15 protein-coding genes are annotated in these 19,476 nt (G+C 47.4%); 4 read left to right on the top strand and 11 right to left on the bottom strand.

Annotated elements, in window-relative coordinates; translation table 11 throughout:
• Positions 1-15: 15 nt before the first annotated feature.
• A complete protein-coding gene (locus E0D71_RS11795; protein ID WP_133003505.1) occupies positions 16-912 on the bottom strand; it encodes a LysR family transcriptional regulator in 897 nt (298 codons plus the stop codon).
• A 138-nt stretch (positions 913-1,050) separates the two neighbouring features.
• Here E0D71_RS11795 and E0D71_RS11790 point away from each other — a divergent pair, with 138 nt between their 5' ends.
• Positions 1,051-3,480, top strand: coding sequence for an FAD-dependent oxidoreductase (locus E0D71_RS11790; RefSeq protein WP_165942991.1), 2,430 nt, complete (start codon positions 1,051-1,053; stop codon positions 3,478-3,480).
• Between the two features lie 177 nt (positions 3,481-3,657).
• Here E0D71_RS11790 and E0D71_RS11785 read toward each other — a convergent pair whose 3' ends face one another.
• The 7 genes from E0D71_RS11785 to E0D71_RS11755 form a co-directional block, all read right to left on the bottom strand.
• On the bottom strand, positions 3,658-4,248 hold the full coding sequence (locus E0D71_RS11785; RefSeq protein ID WP_133003503.1) for a helix-turn-helix domain-containing protein: 591 nt from the start codon (positions 4,246-4,248) through the stop codon (positions 3,658-3,660).
• A gap of 285 nt (positions 4,249-4,533) precedes the next feature.
• Positions 4,534-5,376 carry a tetrahydrofolate dehydrogenase/cyclohydrolase catalytic domain-containing protein gene (locus E0D71_RS11780; RefSeq protein WP_133003502.1) on the bottom strand — a complete coding sequence of 281 codons (843 nt, stop codon included), beginning with the start codon at positions 5,374-5,376 and terminating at the stop codon, positions 4,534-4,536.
• Between the two features lie 83 nt (positions 5,377-5,459).
• Complete coding sequence (locus tag E0D71_RS11775; protein ID WP_133003652.1) at positions 5,460-7,910, bottom strand: FAD-dependent oxidoreductase; 2,451 nt, start codon at positions 7,908-7,910, stop codon at positions 5,460-5,462.
• A gap of 55 nt (positions 7,911-7,965) precedes the next feature.
• Positions 7,966-8,823: a formyltetrahydrofolate deformylase gene (gene purU, locus E0D71_RS11770; protein ID WP_133003501.1), complete on the bottom strand. Its 858-nt coding sequence runs from the start codon at positions 8,821-8,823 to the stop codon at positions 7,966-7,968.
• A 58-nt stretch (positions 8,824-8,881) separates the two neighbouring features.
• Positions 8,882-9,829, bottom strand: a complete 948-nt coding sequence (locus tag E0D71_RS11765) for an FAD-binding protein (RefSeq protein WP_133003500.1) — start codon at positions 9,827-9,829, stop codon at positions 8,882-8,884.
• Positions 9,829-10,575, bottom strand: coding sequence for an electron transfer flavoprotein subunit beta/FixA family protein (locus tag E0D71_RS11760; RefSeq protein WP_133003499.1), 747 nt, complete (start codon positions 10,573-10,575; stop codon positions 9,829-9,831). Before E0D71_RS11760 ends, E0D71_RS11765 begins: the two co-directional genes overlap by 1 nt.
• Before the next feature lie 280 nt (positions 10,576-10,855).
• The gene (locus E0D71_RS11755) at positions 10,856-12,508 is read right to left on the bottom strand and encodes an electron transfer flavoprotein-ubiquinone oxidoreductase (RefSeq protein WP_133003498.1); all 1,653 of its coding nucleotides are present in this window, start codon (positions 12,506-12,508) and stop codon (positions 10,856-10,858) included.
• A 550-nt stretch (positions 12,509-13,058) separates the two neighbouring features.
• Between E0D71_RS11755 and E0D71_RS11750 the strand changes: the two genes are divergently transcribed.
• The 3 genes from E0D71_RS11750 to E0D71_RS11740 are packed head-to-tail and all read left to right on the top strand — an operon-like array spanning position 13,059 to position 15,769.
• Positions 13,059-14,075, top strand: coding sequence for an ABC transporter substrate-binding protein (locus E0D71_RS11750; RefSeq protein ID WP_207923390.1), 1,017 nt, complete (start codon positions 13,059-13,061; stop codon positions 14,073-14,075).
• Between the two features lie 24 nt (positions 14,076-14,099).
• Positions 14,100-14,909: an ABC transporter ATP-binding protein gene (locus E0D71_RS11745; protein WP_133003497.1), complete on the top strand. Its 810-nt coding sequence runs from the start codon at positions 14,100-14,102 to the stop codon at positions 14,907-14,909.
• 2 nt (positions 14,910-14,911) lie between these two features.
• Positions 14,912-15,769: an ABC transporter permease subunit gene (locus E0D71_RS11740; RefSeq protein WP_207923389.1), complete on the top strand. Its 858-nt coding sequence runs from the start codon at positions 14,912-14,914 to the stop codon at positions 15,767-15,769.
• A gap of 127 nt (positions 15,770-15,896) precedes the next feature.
• On the opposite strand, the gene folD is transcribed toward E0D71_RS11740, so the two are convergent.
• The 3 genes from folD to E0D71_RS11725 all read right to left on the bottom strand — a co-directional run bounded on the left by folD (position 15,897) and on the right by E0D71_RS11725 (position 19,450).
• Positions 15,897-16,760 carry a bifunctional methylenetetrahydrofolate dehydrogenase/methenyltetrahydrofolate cyclohydrolase FolD gene (folD, locus tag E0D71_RS11735; protein ID WP_133003495.1) on the bottom strand — a complete coding sequence of 288 codons (864 nt, stop codon included), beginning with the start codon at positions 16,758-16,760 and terminating at the stop codon, positions 15,897-15,899.
• Between the two features lie 11 nt (positions 16,761-16,771).
• Positions 16,772-17,644: a formyltetrahydrofolate deformylase gene (purU, locus tag E0D71_RS11730; RefSeq protein WP_133003494.1), complete on the bottom strand. Its 873-nt coding sequence runs from the start codon at positions 17,642-17,644 to the stop codon at positions 16,772-16,774.
• A gap of 153 nt (positions 17,645-17,797) precedes the next feature.
• Complete coding sequence (locus E0D71_RS11725) at positions 17,798-19,450, bottom strand: electron transfer flavoprotein-ubiquinone oxidoreductase (protein ID WP_207923388.1); 1,653 nt, start codon at positions 19,448-19,450, stop codon at positions 17,798-17,800.
• Positions 19,451-19,476 lie beyond the last annotated feature (26 nt).

The raw sequence follows: 19,476 nt of genomic DNA, 5'->3' as shown, positions 1-19,476 counted from the left end.
GACTATATCCAAGCTCTATTGAGGGCTAAAACAAGATTCACTGAGTAACCAATCACAAAACACAGTTGACGCCGTAGATAACGGCAAGCCTTTTCGATAGCACAAATAGTAGTTGCCTTTGGTCTCAATACTGTCCATAAAAGGGGCTACCAGCTGTTGTGCCAAGACCCCCTCTTGCATCATTTCGTCATACATTAAGCAAATACCAAATCCATTTGCTGCCATACTGACTGCAGAAGCATGGCTGTCCGTATAGTGCCGCGGTAAATCCAGCAAAGCGGATAACCCCACGTGACTTAACCAACTGTCCCAACCTTGCTTAGCGCCAATCACTTCCAACAAGGGTAGACAGGCCAAGTCCTCAGGGTTACGGAGGCGCTTGGCACTTTCAGTACTGCAATAGGGGCGCAAATTGGGGGTAATCAAAGGGTAAGCGTCGAACCCAGACCAATCCCCAGAGCCATAACGAATTTCTAGCTCGGTGGTGGATCGCTCAAAATCACTTTCCCAGTTGGTTCCTAGCTGTCGAACCGTCACTTGGGGGTATATCGCATGAAATTTGGCCATGTGCGTGGCCAACCACAGTACACCAAAAGACTCATTAACGTTGACTTCCACCATAGAAGCATTAACAGGGCTAAAAATCTGAGCGGCCCCAGTATTTAATAGGCTCATGGAATCCTGCACCAAAGGCAAAAAAGCCCGCCCAGCATCCGACAGCTGTATTGCACGATTTGCCCTTACAAACAATTTTTGTGCCAAATGATGCTCCAACAGTTGAATCTGTTGGCTCACAGCAGACTGGCTCATATTCAACTCTTCCGCCGCCAAGGTGAAACTTAACTGGCGTGCTGCTGCCTCAAATGTTCGCAGCCAATTCAACTGTATATTGTTGGTTAACCCTTTCTGCATAATCCCTCACTTCAAATAAGCTTAGCTTATCTAAAATTACAAATTTTATCGTTTGTAGTAATGCTAACCGTTTTATAGCATCAGTCTATCCCAACACACAAGCTCCAATTTGTGAGCCTCAACATGAGAATAGAGACTATGAAAAGTACAACTGACGTTCTTATTATTGGCGGTGGTATTGCGGGCGTAAGCACCCTATACCATCTAACAAAAATGGGGTTAAGCGATGTTATGCTGACGGAAAAACTAGAGCTTACATCAGGGTCGACCTGGCACGCTGCGGGTAACTTGCCGCATTTCAGTAACAGCTACAACATCATGAAATTACAGCAATACAGCATTGATCTTTATAGTCGTTTGCAAGAAGAAACTGGCCAGCAAGTTGACCATCACCAAACGGGAGCCATTCGTCTCGCTCACACTCAAGATCGCATGGATGAATTCCAACGAGTTGCAGCCATGTCTGACCTTGCAGGCTTGGATCTAGAAATCGTAGACAATCAGCGCTTACAAGAACTTTTCCCTTTTCTAGATACCACTGGATTGGTCGGCGGCCTATGGGACCCTGCTGATGGTCACATAGACCCAACCAGCGTCACCAACGCCATGGCGGCTGGCGCTCGAGCCGCGGGTGCCACTATTGTGCGTAATAACCCAGTAAAATCGATCGAGCAACAGGCCAATGGTCGCTGGACAGTGACCACAGAAAAAGGTGTGATTGACGCAGGTAAAATCGTCAACGCAGCCGGCTTCCGCTGTAACGAAGTCGCGGAAATGATTGGTCATCGACTGCCAGTTTGCTCCATGGAACACCAATTTGTTGTGACCGACAATGTGCCAGAATTAGAAGCCCGTGACACCATGTTACCCATGCTTCGCGACCCAGATGTGTCCTATTATTTACGCCAAGAAGGCAAAGGCTTCATCTTAGGTCCGTATGAAAAAGACGGCATTCCATGGGCGGTGGACGGCGTACCAACAGCCTTTGGTCAAGAGCTATTACAACCTTCCCTAGACCGTATTGAAGACATTATGTGTACTGCCATGGAACAAGTTGGCATTGTTGCTAATGCGGGTATTAAAACCACCGTTAATGGTCCTATTACCTACACACCAGACGGTCACCCTTTGATTGGCCCAGTACACGGCTATGACAATTATTTTGTCTGTACCGGCTTTAACTTCGGCATCGTACAAGGCGGTGGCGCGGGTCACTTTATGGCGCAATGGATTGTTGATGGCTACCCAGAACTGGACCTTTTCGAGCTGGATCCCCGTCGCTTTGGCGACTACGCAACCCACGAATACACTGTGGCGAAAGGAACCGAAGTGTACGCCAACGAATATCAGTTAGGCTTTCCCAATGAATATGCCATGCGTCCAGCAAAACGCGGCCAAAAACAAGCGCCAATCTACCAGCGCCAAGCGGAGCAAAATGCCGTCTTTGGTGCCTATTTCGGCTGGGAGCGTGCCAGTTGGTTTGCCCCTAAAGGCAGTAAAGCAGAAGAACAACACAGTTTTCGCCGCGGCAATTGGTTCGAGCCCGTTGCTGCAGAGTGCCAATTAGTGCAGCAACATGTTGGCGTATTAGATCTGTCGCCATTCACAAAATTTGAAATTTCAGGATCCGGGGCTCATGCCTGGTTAGAGTCGTTCTCTCCTAACCGAATCCCAACTCAAACAGGCAATATTGCCCTCGCGCACCCATTAACTAACGATGGCGGGATTGCTTGGGAGTTCTCCATTACCAAGTTAGAGAATGGGCACTATTACATGATGGCGCCTGCTGCTGGCGAGCTGCTTATTGAAGATTGGTTGCGTACTCGCTTACCGAAAGATGGCTCTGTTGGCCTCAACAATATCACACGTGAATACGGCACTTTGGTTTTAGCTGGGCCAGACGCACGAAAAGTATTGCAACAATTGACCGAGACAGACCTGAGCAATGCCGCTTTCCCTTGGTTCACTGGACAAGAAATTCTAGTCGCAGGCGTGCCCACCAGAGCACTCAGAATGAATTTTGTCGGCGAACTAGGCTGGGAGTTGCATCACCCTATTGAGCATCAAGCAGCCCTCTATGATGCTTTAATGGCGGCAGGTAAAGCGTTCAATATTGGTAACTTTGGCCTTAGAGCCATGGACTCCATGCGCCTTGAAAAAGGCTACTCAATGTGGGGCCACGACCTCAACAGTGAATTTAGTATTCTCGAGTCCAACTTAAGTTTCTTTGTAAAAATGGGCAAAGGGGAATTCGAAGGTAAAGCTGCCCTTAGCATTGAAAAAGAAGCCGGTATTAAACAAAAAATGATGCTGATTGAAGTCCATTCAACAGACCTTGATGCCGCCAATGGCATGGAACCTATTTACCATGATGGCAAAGCCGTAGGCCAAGTCAGCTCAGGTGGATACGGCCATCGCTGCCAAAAGAGCCTAGCCCTTGCCTATATCCAAAGCGACTACCTAGATAAATCCTTAACGGTAAAAATCCTTGGTGATCACTACCCGATCAGCTGCCTAAGTAAGCCGCCTTACGATGCCAATTCAGAGCGTTTAAAATCAGACGACTGATCTCTTCTATCAGTAAAGGCTATCTGCAAGGGCTGTAATTAGAACAAGCCCTTGCTGATAGATAAAATTCGCTAAATAAAAGGGTCATAAACACAGTTTATGACCCTTTTATTTTTGTGTTATTAACACTTAGCGCAAAGAAAAACTTAGCGAGACAAAAAAGCCAGCAAACCGGCGTTAATAACCACCACCGGTAAGGGTCCATACCACCACAGCGTCTTCACTGTCTGATGGATTACGTACCCAATGGGGTTCGTCTCCGGTAAGAATAAAACTGTCCCCTGCACTTAATAAGAAGCGCTTTTCGCCAATACCAAGCTCGATCGTGCCAGCTTGTAACAAACCGCCTTCTTCACCTTTTCTTTCCCGTGCTTGCGTTTCTGAGCCCGGTGAAAAGGTTGTCAAAATCATCTGTAATTGGCCTGATAGACGTGGCGACAACAGCTCTTCCCTAATGCCTGTTCCTGCAAAGTTCAAACCACGTCGAGCGTCACCACGCACAATGTGATTCACTTCTTCGATAGGCGCCTCCAAATCCGTATGGAAAAACCAACTCATTTGCACATCCAGTACCTTGCAAATTGCCTGTAGGATCGGGATTGGCAACGCGGACACTCCCCGCTCAACTTGGCTAACATAGCCAACAGAGCGCTGAATCCGCTCCGCCATTTCAACCAAGGTGATGCCCTTGGCTTTACGTAAATCACGTATTTGACGGCCAATTCTTAGGTTTTCAGCGTCTGCATCATTGCGTATTTTATTCGTCATAACAGCCCATACTAGCCCGTGTTTAAAGTCATTTTCCTAATCAAAGCAACGTATTCAAGCGGCTAAGATCATTCGCCAAATCGGAACAAAGCGAAACAAAAAACCACCTTTATAAAAGGCAGATAAGAGTAACCGATAACATTCAAAAACGTAAGGCACATGCCTTTCCAATCGTTTATTAACCAACAACAAAGCCGCTTATCTTGCGATAGCGGCTCGATTCTCGGCACAAAAGTGCTGAGAACTATAAATAACTGAGAAGGATAAAGTACAATGGGTTACACCCTATTGTGCCGCTATCCTTGCAGACTCTAGGGTTTGACTAATCAAGGCATTAATCGTCATTGGACCCACACCACCTGGCACCGGCGTTACCGCCATCGCTCGCTCGTCCAAACCCGTTTTATCTATGTCACCAATACCACCAGGGTGATAACCCGCGTCCACCACCACAGCGCCATCTTTAATCCACTCAGCTTTAATCAATTCTGGCTGGCCCACAGCTCCGATCACAATGTCTGCTTGAGCCACCAGAGCCGCTAAATTTTCAGTGCGTGAATGACACACAGTGACGGTCGCATTGGCATTTAACAGCATGGCTGCCATCGGCTTACCTAAAATAGGACTGCGCCCTACTACCACCGCATGTTTACCAGCTAAAGGCACATCGTAATGATGCAACAAGGTCATAATACCGGCAGGAGTAGCTGAGCCAAACGCCAACTCGCCCATCGACATCAAGCCAAAACCTTGAGTGGTCACGCCATCCACATCTTTTTCAATGGCAATGGAATCAAAACAGGCCCTTTCATCGATCTGTGCTGGCACCGGGTGCTGCAATAGAATCCCGCAAATTTTAGGGTCTTTGTTTAATATCTGGATTTGCGCCAGTAATTGCTCTGTCGAAGTCTCTTCTGGCATCTCAATTTTAACCGAGTCCATACCCACACGCTGACAAGCATTTTGCTTCATCTGAACATAGGTCGCAGAGGCTGGATCTCCCCCCACTAAAATAGTCGCTAAGGTCGGCACTTCCGCCCCGGCCTTGGTGAGCGCCTTTACCGCGTTTTTCAATTGAGACTCTCTGTACTTTGCTAATGCTTTACCATCTAATATAAGTGCCGCCATCATTTATTCCTGTCTATTAAGTGATCTTCTATCGATCAAAGAAAAAACAAAGAGCTGCAAGCAGCTCTCAGAAGCGCCAACCATTAGCGCTTAATATTTTCCATGGCTGGGTCATAGAAAGAACGCAGCGAAGGTGTCACTTGATAACGCACACACTCCACTTCAATTTCAAACTTGGTTGCTTCTAACCAATCTTTTGTCACGCCCGCTTCTGACTCGATATAGCCCATGGCTACCGTCGCCCCAAGCGTATGACCAAACATACCAGCCGTGGTCCGACCAACAATGACACCATCGGCATAAATCGGCTCTTCGTGGTAACAAAGCGGCTCTGCATCATCAAATAAGAAGGCAACAAAACGTTTTTTCAGAGGACCCTGCGCTTTTTGCGCAAGCACCGCTTCCTTGCCAATAAAGCCTCCCGCTTTTTCAAAATCACAGGTAAAGCCCAAGCCAGCTTCCAGCACAGTGTCTTCGTCTGTGATATCGTGGCCCCAATGGCGGTAGCATTTTTCCATCCGCAACGAGTTCATCGTATGGTAGCCATAAGGACGAATATCAAACTCAACACCCGCTTCAAACACTAACTCGTACACGCTTGGCGCAAACTCCGTTGGAATATACAACTCCCAACCCAGCTCACCCACATACGTAATACGCGACGCTCGCACAATCGCATAACCCAACTCAATCTCCCGCGACGTGGCAAATGGGAAACCTTCATGGGATAAATCGGCCTTGGTCAATTTAGCAAGAGTGTCACGGGACTTAGGCCCCATTACAGTGACTACCGCATACGCTGAGGTCATATCTGTGATAACCACCGCGGTATCGGCCTGTTTATGACGGCGTAGCCAATCCAAATCACGGGTTTGACAAGCGACTCCAGAGACCACCAAATACTGATCATCGGCTAAGCGAGTTACCGTCACATCCGCTTCAATCCCACCACGCTCATTTAGCCATTGGGTGTAAACCATTTTGCCCACGGCAACCGACACATTGTTGCAACAAATACGGTTGAGAAACGCCTCAGCGTCCGGGCCTTCAATCTTATATTTACAAAAAGAACTCTGATCAATAACCCCCACTGACGTTCTGACGGCATGATGCTCTTCTTTGTTGTTATCAAACCAGTTCTGACGACCAAAAGAGTATTCGTACTCGGCTTTTTGGCCTTCTTTGGCAAACCAGTTAGCGCGCTCCCAGCCATTTTCACTGCCAAATACCGCACCCTGTGCTTTTAGTTGCTCATGCAACACTGAGCGTCTAACACCACGTGCCGTTTTAAACTGTTTGAAGGGATAATGGGTTTCATACAAGAGCCCCAAAGACTCTGTGGTACGCTCTTGTAAGTACTTCTGAGTGCCTTGAAAAGGCATGTTTCGACGAATGTCCACGTCCCATAAATCTTGTGGCGCATGCCCTTTATGAATCCATTCTGCCAACATTTTACCCGCACCACCGGCGGACTGAATGCCCACCGAGTTGAACCCAGCGGCGACGAAATAGTTACGCACCTCTGGCGCCTCACCAAGATGATAACGATCGTCTGGCGTGAAGGATTCAGGGCCATTAAAAAACACCTGCAAACCGGTTTTTTCAAGAATGGGTAAACGGTGCATGGCCGCTTCTAAATAGGGTTCTAAATGATCAAAATCTTCTGGCAATTGATCAAAGAAAAAGTTTTCTGGAATGCCTTCCATTCCCCAAGGCTTCGCATTTGGCTCAAACATGCCCACCAATAACTTGCCTGCGTCTTCTTTGTAATAGCAATAGCCATCCATGTCTCGCATCGTCGGCAAGCCACGCTGCAAATCAGGCATGTTTTCTGTGACCACATAAAAGTGTTCTGCCGCATGCAGTGGCACATTAACACCGGCTTTCTTACCAAATTCTCGAGCCCACATGCCTGAACAATTCACGACATATTCTGCGTCTATATCGCCTTGTTCGGTAATCACACCCACCGCTTTACCGTCTTTGACCTTCATATCTAAGACTTTAACGCCTTCAATAATCTTGGCACCACCTTGGCGCGCGCCTTTGGCCAATGCTTGCGTAACATCAACAGGGCTTGCCATACCATCCATAGGTAAATGAATTGCACCAATCACATCGTCCACATTCATCAGTGGCCATAGCGCTTTGGCTTCATCTGGAGAAATCACATCACACGGAAAGCCTGCAACCTTAGCCATAGAAGCGCCGCGCTTCAGTTCTGCAAGGCGCTCTTTATTGGTCGCAATCGTCAAAGAGCCATTACGAACAAACCCAGTTCCTTGGCCTGTTTCCGCTTGTAACTGTTCATACAAGGTCGCGCTGTAATTCGCCAGCATCGACATATTGTATGTGGCACGTAACGTCGGCACCAAGCCCGCCGCATGCCAAGTAGTGCCACAGGTAAGTTGCCTTCTTTCGAGCAGTACCACATCGGTAAAACCCAGCTTGGTTAAATGGTATGCCACGCTGCAACCGATAACGCCGCCGCCAACGATCACAACTTGAGCTGAACTAGGTAGTGTTTTTGTCATCATCTTTCTCCAAGCGCCTTACCCTGTCGATAAAGCGCTTCATAAATCCATTCACTTAGTTGAATACTACGGTCTTGTTACCACGCACTAACACTCGATCTTCTAAATGCGCACGCAAACCCCGCGCCAAGACAACTTTCTCAACGTCTTTACCCCGTCGCACTAGTTCTTCAACCTTGTCACTGTGCTTCACACGAACCACGTCCTGGTCAATAATCGGCCCTTCATCAAGGTCTTCTGTCACATAATGGCAGGTAGCCCCAATCAACTTCACGCCACGTTCAGCGGCTTGATGGTAGGGCTTAGCACCAATAAAAGAAGGCAGGAAGCTGTGATGAATATTGATCACCTTGTGCTTCAAAGTCTGACATAAGGAAGGCGGCAGAATTTGCATGTAACGCGCCAGCACCACACAATCGGCTTCCTGTTCGGCCACCAAACGCTCCACTTCAGCAAACCCAACGGATTTATTGCTAGGGTCAATCGGCACACAAAAATACGGAATGCCGTACCACTCAACCATGCTACGCATGTCTTCGTGATTGGATATCACACAAGGAATATCACATTCCAAATCACCACTTTTCCAGCGATCTAGCAAATCGGACAAACAATGGCTGCCTTTACTCGCCATCAGCACCACTTTCTTAGGTCGGCTGGTATCAAGTACTTGCAAATTCATGCTGAACTCTTCTTTCAACTCAGCAAACTTTTGCGCTAGCACTTCTGGGCTAAATGACAACGATTCTGCTCTAATTTCAAAACGAGAAAAAAACCAATTGTTTTCTTCATCTGAATAATGAGAAGACTCATTAATCCAGCCGCCATTGTTGGTAATCACCTCACCAACGCGCGTAACAATACCAATACGATCAGGACAATCTAAAACAATACGATAGGTGCGGTCCGACATTTCATGCTCTCCGAATCGGGCATTTTTAAAATGCCCTTATTGCTAATAAGTTAAGTAATTAAAGGGCGGCTTCCAATTCTGGCAATACGTCAAAAAGGTCCGCTTGCAAGCCGTAATCAGCAACATTAAAAATAGGCGCTTCTTCATCTGTATTGATGGCCACAATGATTTTAGAATCTTTCATACCGGCCAGATGCTGGATCGCGCCTGAAATGCCCACCGCAATGTACAAATCCGGTGCGACAATTTTGCCCGTTTGACCCACCTGCATGTCATTCGAGACAAAACCTGCGTCTACCGCCGCACGGGATGCCCCAACGGCCGCGCCAATTTTGTCAGCCACCTTTTCCAGCAGCACAAAGTTGTCGCCATTTTTCATGCCTCGACCGCCTGAAATAATCACCTTAGCAGAGGTCAATTCAGGTCGATCTGACGCCACCACCTCTTCACTAATAAAACGCGACAACCCTTGGTCAACCGCGTCTGACAGAGACTCTATAAGCGCATCGCCTCCACTAAATTCAATGGCCTCAAACGCCGTACTGCGTACCGTCAGAACTTTTACCGCATCGCTACTTTTGATCGTAGCTAAGGCATTGCCTGCGTAAATTGGACGCACAAAGGTATCAGCATCAATCACTTCTATTAGGTCGGAAATTTGCGCAACATCGAGCAGTGCTGCAAGGCGTGGTGCAATGTTCTTACCCGCTGCGGTGGAAGAAACTAGCACATGACTGATGCCCTTTTCGGCCACTAGATCAACCACGAGAGGCGCTAGATTTTCAGCAAGCTGTTGTTTTAACGCCGCGCAATTGGCCACCCATACTTTGGCAACCCCTTGCGTGCTCGCCGCTTCTTCAACGACACTTTGGCAATCTTCTCCCGCCACCAGCAAAGCCACTTCGCTACCGGTTTTACTAGCCAGTGCTTGCGCTGCCGCTAGAGTATTGCCTGTTGCTAGTGCCAATGTTTGATTGTTGTGTTCTGCGATTACTAAAATAGTCATTACAATACTCCTTCCACTTTTAACTTCTCGACAAGCTCAGCCACATTTGCCACTCGTTCGCCTACCGCGCGGGCAGCTGGAGTATTGATTTCTAAGGTGGTCAGTCTTGGGGAAATATCCACAGCCAACTCTTCTGGCGTGATCTGTACCAGTGGCTTACGTTTGGCTTTCATAATGTTAGGCAATGAGGCAAAACGTGGCTCATTGAGGCGCAAATCCGTGGTGATCAAGCTTGGTAATTTCAACGCAACTTTTTGCAGCCCGCCATCGATTTCACGAGTCACAATCGCCTCGCCGTCTTTGATCTCTAAGCTAGACGCAAAGGTACCTTGGGACATACCTGCCAACGCCGCCAACATCTGGCCCGTCTGATTGTTATCCCCATCGATAGATTGCTTACCTAAAATAGCGAGAGAAACCTCTTCACGCTCGACAATCTTGCTGAGTAACTTCGCGATGGCCAAAGGCTGAAGCTCCGACTCTGCTTTCACTTGAATAGCGCGATCAGCCCCTAGCGCAAGCGCGGTTCTCAATTGCTCTTGGCAAGCATCATCTCCCACGCTTACCACAATCACTTCTTCAGCCACGCCAGATTCTTTTAATCGAACCGCCTCTTCCACCGCGATTTCGCAGAAAGGGTTAATCGACATTTTGACATTCGACACATCAACGCCAGAATTATCTGACTTCACTCGAATTTGAACATTGGCATCCACAACTCGTTTAACGGCGACTAGCACTTTCATTTTTCGCTCCAACAAAGAAGAAAACAAAAATCATATAAATGAAATTTACTTTAATAATTTCATTTATATGATTGTTTATCTCATTTTTTATGTCAATAGTTTTATTGAATAAATCTTAGGCAAGGCAAAAATACTGAAAAACAGGGAGTAACAGCCGCATTAAAGCGGTGTAAAAAGGAAGGCAAACAAGGTGGCACCTTCATTGGCTCGCAAGAAACGCCAGCCAATGAAAGCAAAGAGCAGATTTCATCCGTGATATAAGTTGTCTTATCGCACGCAATTACATGTTCGGATAATTCGGTCCACCACCCCCTTCAGGCACTCGCCAGGTAATGTTCTGCGCCGGATCTTTAATGTCGCAGGTTTTGCAATGCACACAATTCTGCGCATTGATTTGGAAACGTGGGCTACCGTCCTCGTTCTCCAGCACCTCATAAACACCGGCAGGACAAAAGCGTTGAGCTGGCTCATTAAAGGTCGGCAAGTTATGCAGCACAGGCACCGACAGATCTTTTAAATGTAAGTGGCAAGGTTGGTTCTCTTCATGATTGGTATTCGACAAGAAGACCGACGAACTTTTATCAAAGCTCAGTCTGCCATCCGGTTTAGGATACTGAATATCCGCGCATTCACTGGCGGGCTTTAGACACAAATAATCGGGCTTTTGATCGCGCAAAGTAAACGGCAAGCGCATGATGTTTTGGTCAATGACGTTCAGCATACCGCCGACAAAGGTGCCGTATTTGTGTAACGCAGAACCAAAGTTCCGCCCTTTATACAGTTCATCGTATAACCAAGACTGTTTGAAATGCTCATGGTACTGAACAAGATCATGCCCTCCTTGGTCTTTTTTCATCAGCTCAGGAAACAGCACTTCTGCGGCCAACATGCCGGATTTCATGGCAGTGTGAGTGCCTTTAATTTTAGAGAAATTCAAGGTTCCTGCATCACACCCCAGTAACAAAGCCCCCGGCATGGTCATGTTAGGCAAGGAGTTCAAGCCTCCTTTGGCAATGGCTCTCGCCCCGTAAGACAAGCGTTTGGCTCCCGATAAATACTGAGCAATCAAAGGATGATGTTTCATACGCTGAAATTCATCGTAAGGGCTTAAATTCGGGTTGCTGTAATTTAAATCGGTAATCAAACCAACCACTACTTGGTTATTATCCCCATGATATAAAAAGAAACCGCCTGTGGAGTTCGATTCACTCAGCGGCCAGCCGGCCCCATGTAACACCAATCCAGGCTGATGCAAACTCTCATCGATTTCCCATAATTCTTTAATGCCGAGACCATAATGCTGAGGGTCTTTACCTTCATCTAACGCAAACTTATTAATCAGCTCTTTGCCCAGATGCCCACGGCACCCTTCTGTAAATACCGTGTATTTGGCCAGCAAATCCATGCCCGCCATGTAGTTATCCTTTGCGTTTCCATCCGCATCAACCCCCATATCGCCGGTGCCAATCCCCGCCACACGACCGCTTTCTTCATCATAGATAATATGCGCCGCCGCAAAGCCTGGAAATATCTCCACCCCCAATTGCTCCGCTTGCTCTGCCAACCAACGACAAAGGTTACCCACACTGGCAACATAGTTACCATGGTTATGCATCGGCTTAGGCGCTAAGGCATTGGGGATTTTGATCGATTTCTTAGCACTGTTTAGATAATAAATTTGGTCCTCCACCACAGGAACGGTCAATGGCGCACCTAACGCTTGCCAGTCTGGAAACAATTCATCCAGCGCTCTTGGCTCAACGACCGCGCCAGATAAAATGTGCGCCCCCACTTCCGCACCCTTTTCAACCACGCACACCATTAACTCTTCGCCTGCGTTATTCGCTTGTTGCATTAAACGACAAGCCGTCGATAATCCAGCCGGTCCTGCCCCGACAATAACGACATCAAACTCCATACTTTCGCGTGTCATATTTACCCCTAATCATCAAACTGCACATATAGAAAAAGTTAACAGGAAAATTACACACAGAAAATGAAAATACAACACAAAATTTCATTTGTACGAAATTATACTTCCCTCTCATCTAGCTTATGAACCTTGGCAAAGGAACATTAACGCACTTTATTCTGTTTTTTTTACGCTAATTTCCTCTTTTTGCCAATCAAGCAGACAGAGCTGAGTGTTATTGCTTGCACCAAAACAAAGCCATTAATTGACACTTAATCCAACAAAAAATACTCAACCTAGGGCTTCCACCCCCTCTAGCTAACCCATGCGCAAGGATGTGGCAGCAAGACACCAAACCTGCACAAAAAGCACGCAGCTCTAGTGTTAGTTTTTCTAACGGATACGCAGTTTTAATCATTTGTAGGGATATTTTTTACACGGCAGTATCGATTTAAGTCATTTTTATGGCCCTGTTTCAGTCGCCACAAAATGATTCAAAAACACAAAGCGAATAATTGCCGCGTTGATTCAACGCTCACACAAACAGACAGACAGTTTTAATGAGGTTGTTATGAAAAAGGTTGTTATGACAAAGATGGTTTCAACACTGATAGGGTCTCTGGCAATGGGCACCATCGCCACTTCTGCTAGCCTAGCGTTGGCCGACGATAAGCCGAGCACCGTTTCCATTGGGTATTTTTTAGAATGGCCAACGGCCAATCAAGTTGCTCAAGTGAATGATACCTACAGCAAAGAAATGGGGGTAAAAGTCGAATGGCACGCCTTTGATTCTGGTACTGCTATGTCTGCTGCAATGGCCTCTGGGGGAGTCGACATAGCCTACTCTCAAGGTTTGGTGCCTTTTACCATTGCGGTCTCCAAAGGCTTACCTATTACCATGGTGGGAATCGCCGTCTCTTACGCTGAAAATGATAATTGCGTGGTCAGAAAACAAGCCCACATTACCACCGCCAATGCCAAACAACTGGAAGGCAAAAACATCGCGGTTCCCTTTGGCACCGTCTCCCATTACAAAATGCTCAAAACTCTGAAACAGTTAGACGTCGACAGTAACAAGGTTCATCTATTAGACATGGCACCAGCCGATGGCGCTGCCGCGCTGGCTCGTGGCGATGTTTCCATGGCTTGTGGTTGGGGCGGCGCTCTACGTCGTATGAAGCAATACGGCCAAGTATTAATGACCGCACAACAACAAGAATCTTTTGGCATTCGATCCTTTGATGTCATTTCTGCCAACAATAAATTCGCCAAACAACACCCCGCTTTAGTCACCGAGTTTTTAAAAGTCACCAACGACGCCAACACCGCCTATAAAAACGATCCGAAAGCGCAACAGCCTATTATTGCGAAAGCCTCTGGTTTATCACTACAAGACTCGAATCAAATCCTCGATCTCTTCACCTTCCCACTTAAAGAGCAGCAAATTTCTCCCTATTGGATGGGTGGCGGTGTGCAGACCTTCACTAAAGAAGTTGCCGACTTTTTTGTCCAGCAAAAGCAAATCCCCAGCGCTTTGGATGACTACAGCGCCACGATCGATGCCAGCTACTTCAAAAACGTCAATTAATCCAATCAACATAAGGTATTCATAATGTCTGCATTGAACGCAAACCACATTTCGATGACCTTCGATGAGCCCAATGGCAATCGGGTTGAAGCCTTACAAGACGTAAGCTTTAACCTTAAGCAAGGCGAGCTGCTCGCCATTCTAGGGCCTTCGGGGTGCGGTAAAAGTACGCTGTTAAATATCATCGCGGGCTTTTTAGCACCCACTTCTGGGGCGGTCATAAATGGCACTACCAAACTGACGCACTCTGGCCCTGATCGCGGCATGGTATTTCAACAAGGGGCATTATTCGAATGGATGAATGTCGCTGAAAACATTGCCTTTGGTCCCAAAATGGCAGGAGTCTCAAGTGAAGAAACCAGTAAAATCGTCGACGATTTATTAGACACGGTAGGCTTACAAGACTTTGGCGACAAGGCCATTTATGAGCTTTCTGGGGGGATGCAACAGCGGGTTGCACTCGCCAGATGCCTAGCCAACAACCCTGACATCATCTTAATGGACGAACCCCTTGGGGCGCTGGACGCATTAACCCGAGAGAAGATGCAAAGCTTGGTTCTTAAGCTTTGGAAAGACACCGGTAAAACCATTATTTTGATCACCCACAGCGTCGAAGAAGCCTTGTTCTTAGGTGAACGTCTATTTGTTATGGCACCAAGACCTGGACGAATCAAACAAGAGTACCGTTTGCCCTTTGCCGAAGAGGGCCTCACAAAAGACCCTAGAGAGGTCAAAACCTCGGCGGAATTCATCGCCAAGCGAGAAGAAGTCTTATCGATGATATGGGGAATGGAAGAAGAAATTATGGGAAATAATCAGGCGGTTGGAATATGAACATGTCCTTACTTGAATCATTCAAACACTACTCAGGCATGAGTAAATCAGGTATTAACAAGCAAAAAACCACGACCTTTGGCGATACCGAAGCCATCGGAAAAGGCCGTTTCTGGAGCATCATTTCTGTTTTTAGCCTCGCCGTTGTGTGGCACTTTGGTAGCACATTAGGCTTTATCAATCCGATTTTTTGGCCTGCACCGAGTACCGTATGGCAACAATTCATCACCATTTCCCAAGACGGCTACCGCGGTTTTACCTTATGGGAGCATATTTGGGCGAGCCTTTATCGCATCCTAGTTGGCTTTAGCCTAGGGTGTCTTGTGGGTATTCCCCTAGGCTTTGCCATGGGTTTATCTGAAAAAGTGCGTGGCTGGTTTGACCCCATTGTCGAATTTTTCCGCCCTATTCCCCCGCTTGCGTTTATCCCGTTGGTCATCATTTGGTCTGGTATTGGTGAGCGCTCAAAGATTTTGCTAATTTTCTTTGCAGCCCTTTGGATCATGGTCATCGCGGCACGAGCTGGGGTGAGTAGCATCAAATTGAATAAGATCCATGCGGCCCACTCGTTAGGCGCTAACAAAAGACAAATCTTACAGCACGTTATCCTACCTAACTCTTTGCCGGAGATCTTTACAGGTATGCGCGTTGCCATGGGGGTTTGTTGGGGAACCGTAGTGGCCGCTGAGCTGGTAGCCGCGAATTCAGGGGTAGGTTATATGATCATGGTGGCGAGTAAATTTTTAGCCACCGACATTGTCGTATTGGGCGTTATTATTGTCGGCTTGATTGGTTACAGCATCGACATCATCATGCGTAAAATCGAAGCCAAATTAATCCCTTGGAAAGGCAAGTCCTAATCTCTACTGATTAAGTATTAGCTGACACAAAAAAAGGAGAAGGCTATTCAGTCTTCTCCTTTTTCGTTTTTGCAGAAAAAGCGTTTAGCGAATTGATCAGTGACATCGATCAATGACGCACGGTCAATCAAGCCGATATTTGTGCTTGCGCCGCTTGCAGGGTATTGGCCAATAGATTGGCAATTGTCATTGGGCCAACGCCACCAGGTACAGGAGTGATCGCGCCAGCCACCTTGCTCACGCTCTCAAAATCCACATCGCCACATAACTTACGCACGCCATCCAGCATTTCTACATTGATGCCCACGTCAATCACGGTCGCGCCTGGCTTGACCCAATCGGCGTTAACCAACTTTGGCGAGCCAACTGCAGCCACTAATATATCTGCCTGACGACACACAGAAGCAATGTCTCGGGTACGCGAATGCACCATGGTCACTGTGCAATTGGCCTGCAATAACAAGGCTGCCATTGGCTTACCAACAATGTTGGAGCGCCCTATTACTACCGCGTGCAAACCCGTTAAATCACCAAGGGTTTGCCTTAACATGGTCATGCTGCCCTGTGGCGTACAAGGCACCAAGCCCGGTTTGCCCGTTGCAAGCGCCGCCACATTCAGAGAATGAAAGCCGTCAACGTCTTTACTCGGCGCGATCGCATCCACAATCTCGTCTTCGTCTAAATGCTTAGGCAATGGCAATTGCACCAAGATGCCGTGAATCTCAGGGTCCGCATTCAGTTCTGCCACCAAATCATTCAAGGTTTCTTGAGACACATTGGCGTCAAGGCGGTGTTTGATAGAACGAATGCCCACTTGCTCCGCACGCTGCACTTTATTGCGCACATAGACTTGGCTTGCTGGGTCATCCCCAACTAACACCACAGCAAGGCCCGGCGTAATGCCGTGCTTTGCTTTGAACTCAATGACATCACCCGTTACCTGCTCAAGCAATTGTGCGGAAATGACTTTTCCGTCAATGATGGTTGTCATAACGCCTCCCCTTAGCGAAACACTACGGTCTTGTTGTCATCCATAAACACACGGTGTTCTATGTGTAATTTCACCGCACGAGCCAATGCTACGGTTTCCGTATCACGACCGGCGGCCACAAGCGCTTCTGGAGAAAAGGCGTGGTTCACAATCTGCACTGACTGCTCAATAATCGGGCCTTCGTCCAAATCAGACGTAATGTAATGCGCGGTTGCTCCGATCAATTTAACGCCACGTGCATGGGCTTGATGGTAAGGTTTCGCGCCTTTAAAGCCGGGCAAGAAAGAGTGGTGAATATTGATCGCACGGCCTTTCAACTCAGTACACAAGTTGTCAGACAAGATTTGCATATAGCGCGCGAGAATCACCAGCTCAGTACCGGTCTCTTCGACTATGCTCAACAAGGCTTGCTCTTGCTCACGTTTGTTTTCTTTATTAACCGGAAGGTAAACAAATCGAATCCCTTCTCGTTCAGCCATCGGACGCAAATCCAAATGGTTAGAAACAATGGCCGTGACCTCCATATTAAGCTCGCCTTTACGCAAGCGGTACAGCAAATCGTCCAAACAATGGTCGAATTTACTCACCATGATCAGCGCCTTACAAGGTTGTGATGCAGGCACCAAGGTCCACTTCATATCAAACTGTTCTGCGACAAAAGGAAACTCTAAGTTAAGATCATCCAGTGTTTTATCCCCGCTTTCTATGTAGCCTACAGCACGCATAAAAAAGTGGTTCGTATCTGGATCATCAAACTGTGACAGTTCGCTAATATAACAACCTCGTTCAGACAAAAACGTGGTAACAGATGACACTATGCCACTGCTTGCGTTACACGTAATGTTAAAAATAAACTGATTTTCTTGCGTTTTTTTCGTTGTCATAATAATTGCCTACTTAGCTTCCTAGAGTCGATAAAAGTCATTGGTTGAGCCTGCATAGCGCAGACGCGATTCGTTTTTATAAAACAAGCCAGCACGCATTTATCACAACATGCGCACTGTCACTCCATAGATTAACGGCCACATATTTGGCTATCACATGTTCGGGTAGTTCGGTCCACCGGTTCCTTCAGGCACGACCCAAGTAATATTCTGAGACGGATCTTTTATGTCACAGGTTTTACAGTGCAAGCAGTTTTGAGCGTTAATCTGCAAGCGCATGTCGTGTTTCTCTGGGTCTTCGACAAACTCGTAAACCCCAGCCGGACAAAAACGCGCTTCTGGCCCTGAAAACAATCCCCAGTTCCTTTTCACCGGCACACTTTCGTCTTTTAACGTGAGGTGACAGGGCTGATCTTCTTCATGATTTGTATTGGACAAAAACACGGAAGACAATTTATCAAAACTGATCTTGCCATCCGGCTTCGGATACTCGATCGGCGTACATTCAGACGCTTCTTTTAACTGGGCATAATCCGGCGTGTTGTCATGCAAGGTGAACGGCAATTTGCCTTTAAACCAATTCTGATCCACATAGTTAAACGCGCCCCCCCAGAAGGTACCGAACTTATGCATCGCCGGCCCAAAGTTTCGCGAACGATGCAGCTCGTCATACAGCCAAGAAGCATTCAACGCCTCAGTGAAAGCATTCAACTCTTTCCCGCCTTCATCGTCTGTCTGTAAAGCGGCAAAAATAGTCTCAGCAGCGACCATGCCGCTCTTCATCGCGGTGTGAGTGCCTTTGATTTTTGCAAAATTCAAGGTTCCGGCATCACAGCCCACCAGCAAGCCGCCTGGGAAACACATTTTAGGCAAAGCATTCAGCCCACCTTTTGTCATCGCCCGAGCGCCATAAGACACACGCTTGCCGCCTTCTAAAGTGTTTTTAAACACAGGATGCTGTTTCATTCGCTGAAACTCATCAAATGGCCCTAAATAGGGATTCGAATAACTTAAATCCACCACTAAACCCACGACCACTTGGTTGTTCTCACCGTGATACAAGAAAGAGCCACCGTTGGTGTCTTTGTCCAATGGCCACCCCGCACCATGCACCACCAAACCAGGCTTATGTTTCGCAGGATCTATGTCCCATAACTCTTTAATACCAATGCCGTAATGTTGAACATCGACACCATCGTCTAACGCGTATTTCGCCAGCAATTGTTTCCCTAAATGGCCACGGCAGCCTTCTGAAAACACAGTGTATTTTGCATGCAGCTCCATGCCTTCCATATAGCTGCCTTTCTGGCTGCCATCCGCGCTCACGCCCATATCACCGGTGGCGATGCCTTTTACCGCACCATTCTCGTGATACAGGATTTCGGCGGCCGCAAAGCCTGGAAAAATCTCCACGCCTAAGCCTTCTGCCTGTTCTGCCAACCAGCGGGTCAAATTGCCCAAGCTGATAACGTAATTGCCTTCGTTATGCATACTCTTTGGTACAAAACTATTCGGAATGCGCTTCGCCCGTTCGGCGTCTTGAAACAAATAAATTTCATCGCCAATGACAGGCGTATTCAAGGGCGCGCCGCGATCCTCCCAATCGGGAAATAATTCAGTCAGGGCACGAGGCTCTAATACCGCACCGGAAAAAATATGCGCCCCGACTTCGGAGCCTTTTTCCACCACACAAACACTCATATCACGTTCAGCTTGTTGTGCCTGCTGCATAAGTCGACAGGCCGTAGACAGACCCGCTGGGCCAGCACCTACAATAACGACATCAAACTCCATCGATTCCCGCATCAGTTATTTCCTTCTCAATCGCTTGT

The organism is Marinomonas sp. KMM3893, from assembly GCF_004352855.1.
GTDB lineage: Bacteria > Pseudomonadota > Gammaproteobacteria > Pseudomonadales > Marinomonadaceae > Marinomonas > Marinomonas arenicola.
The sequence above is the reverse complement of the archived record's forward strand: the minus strand, read 5'-3'. Positions and strand labels throughout refer to the sequence as shown.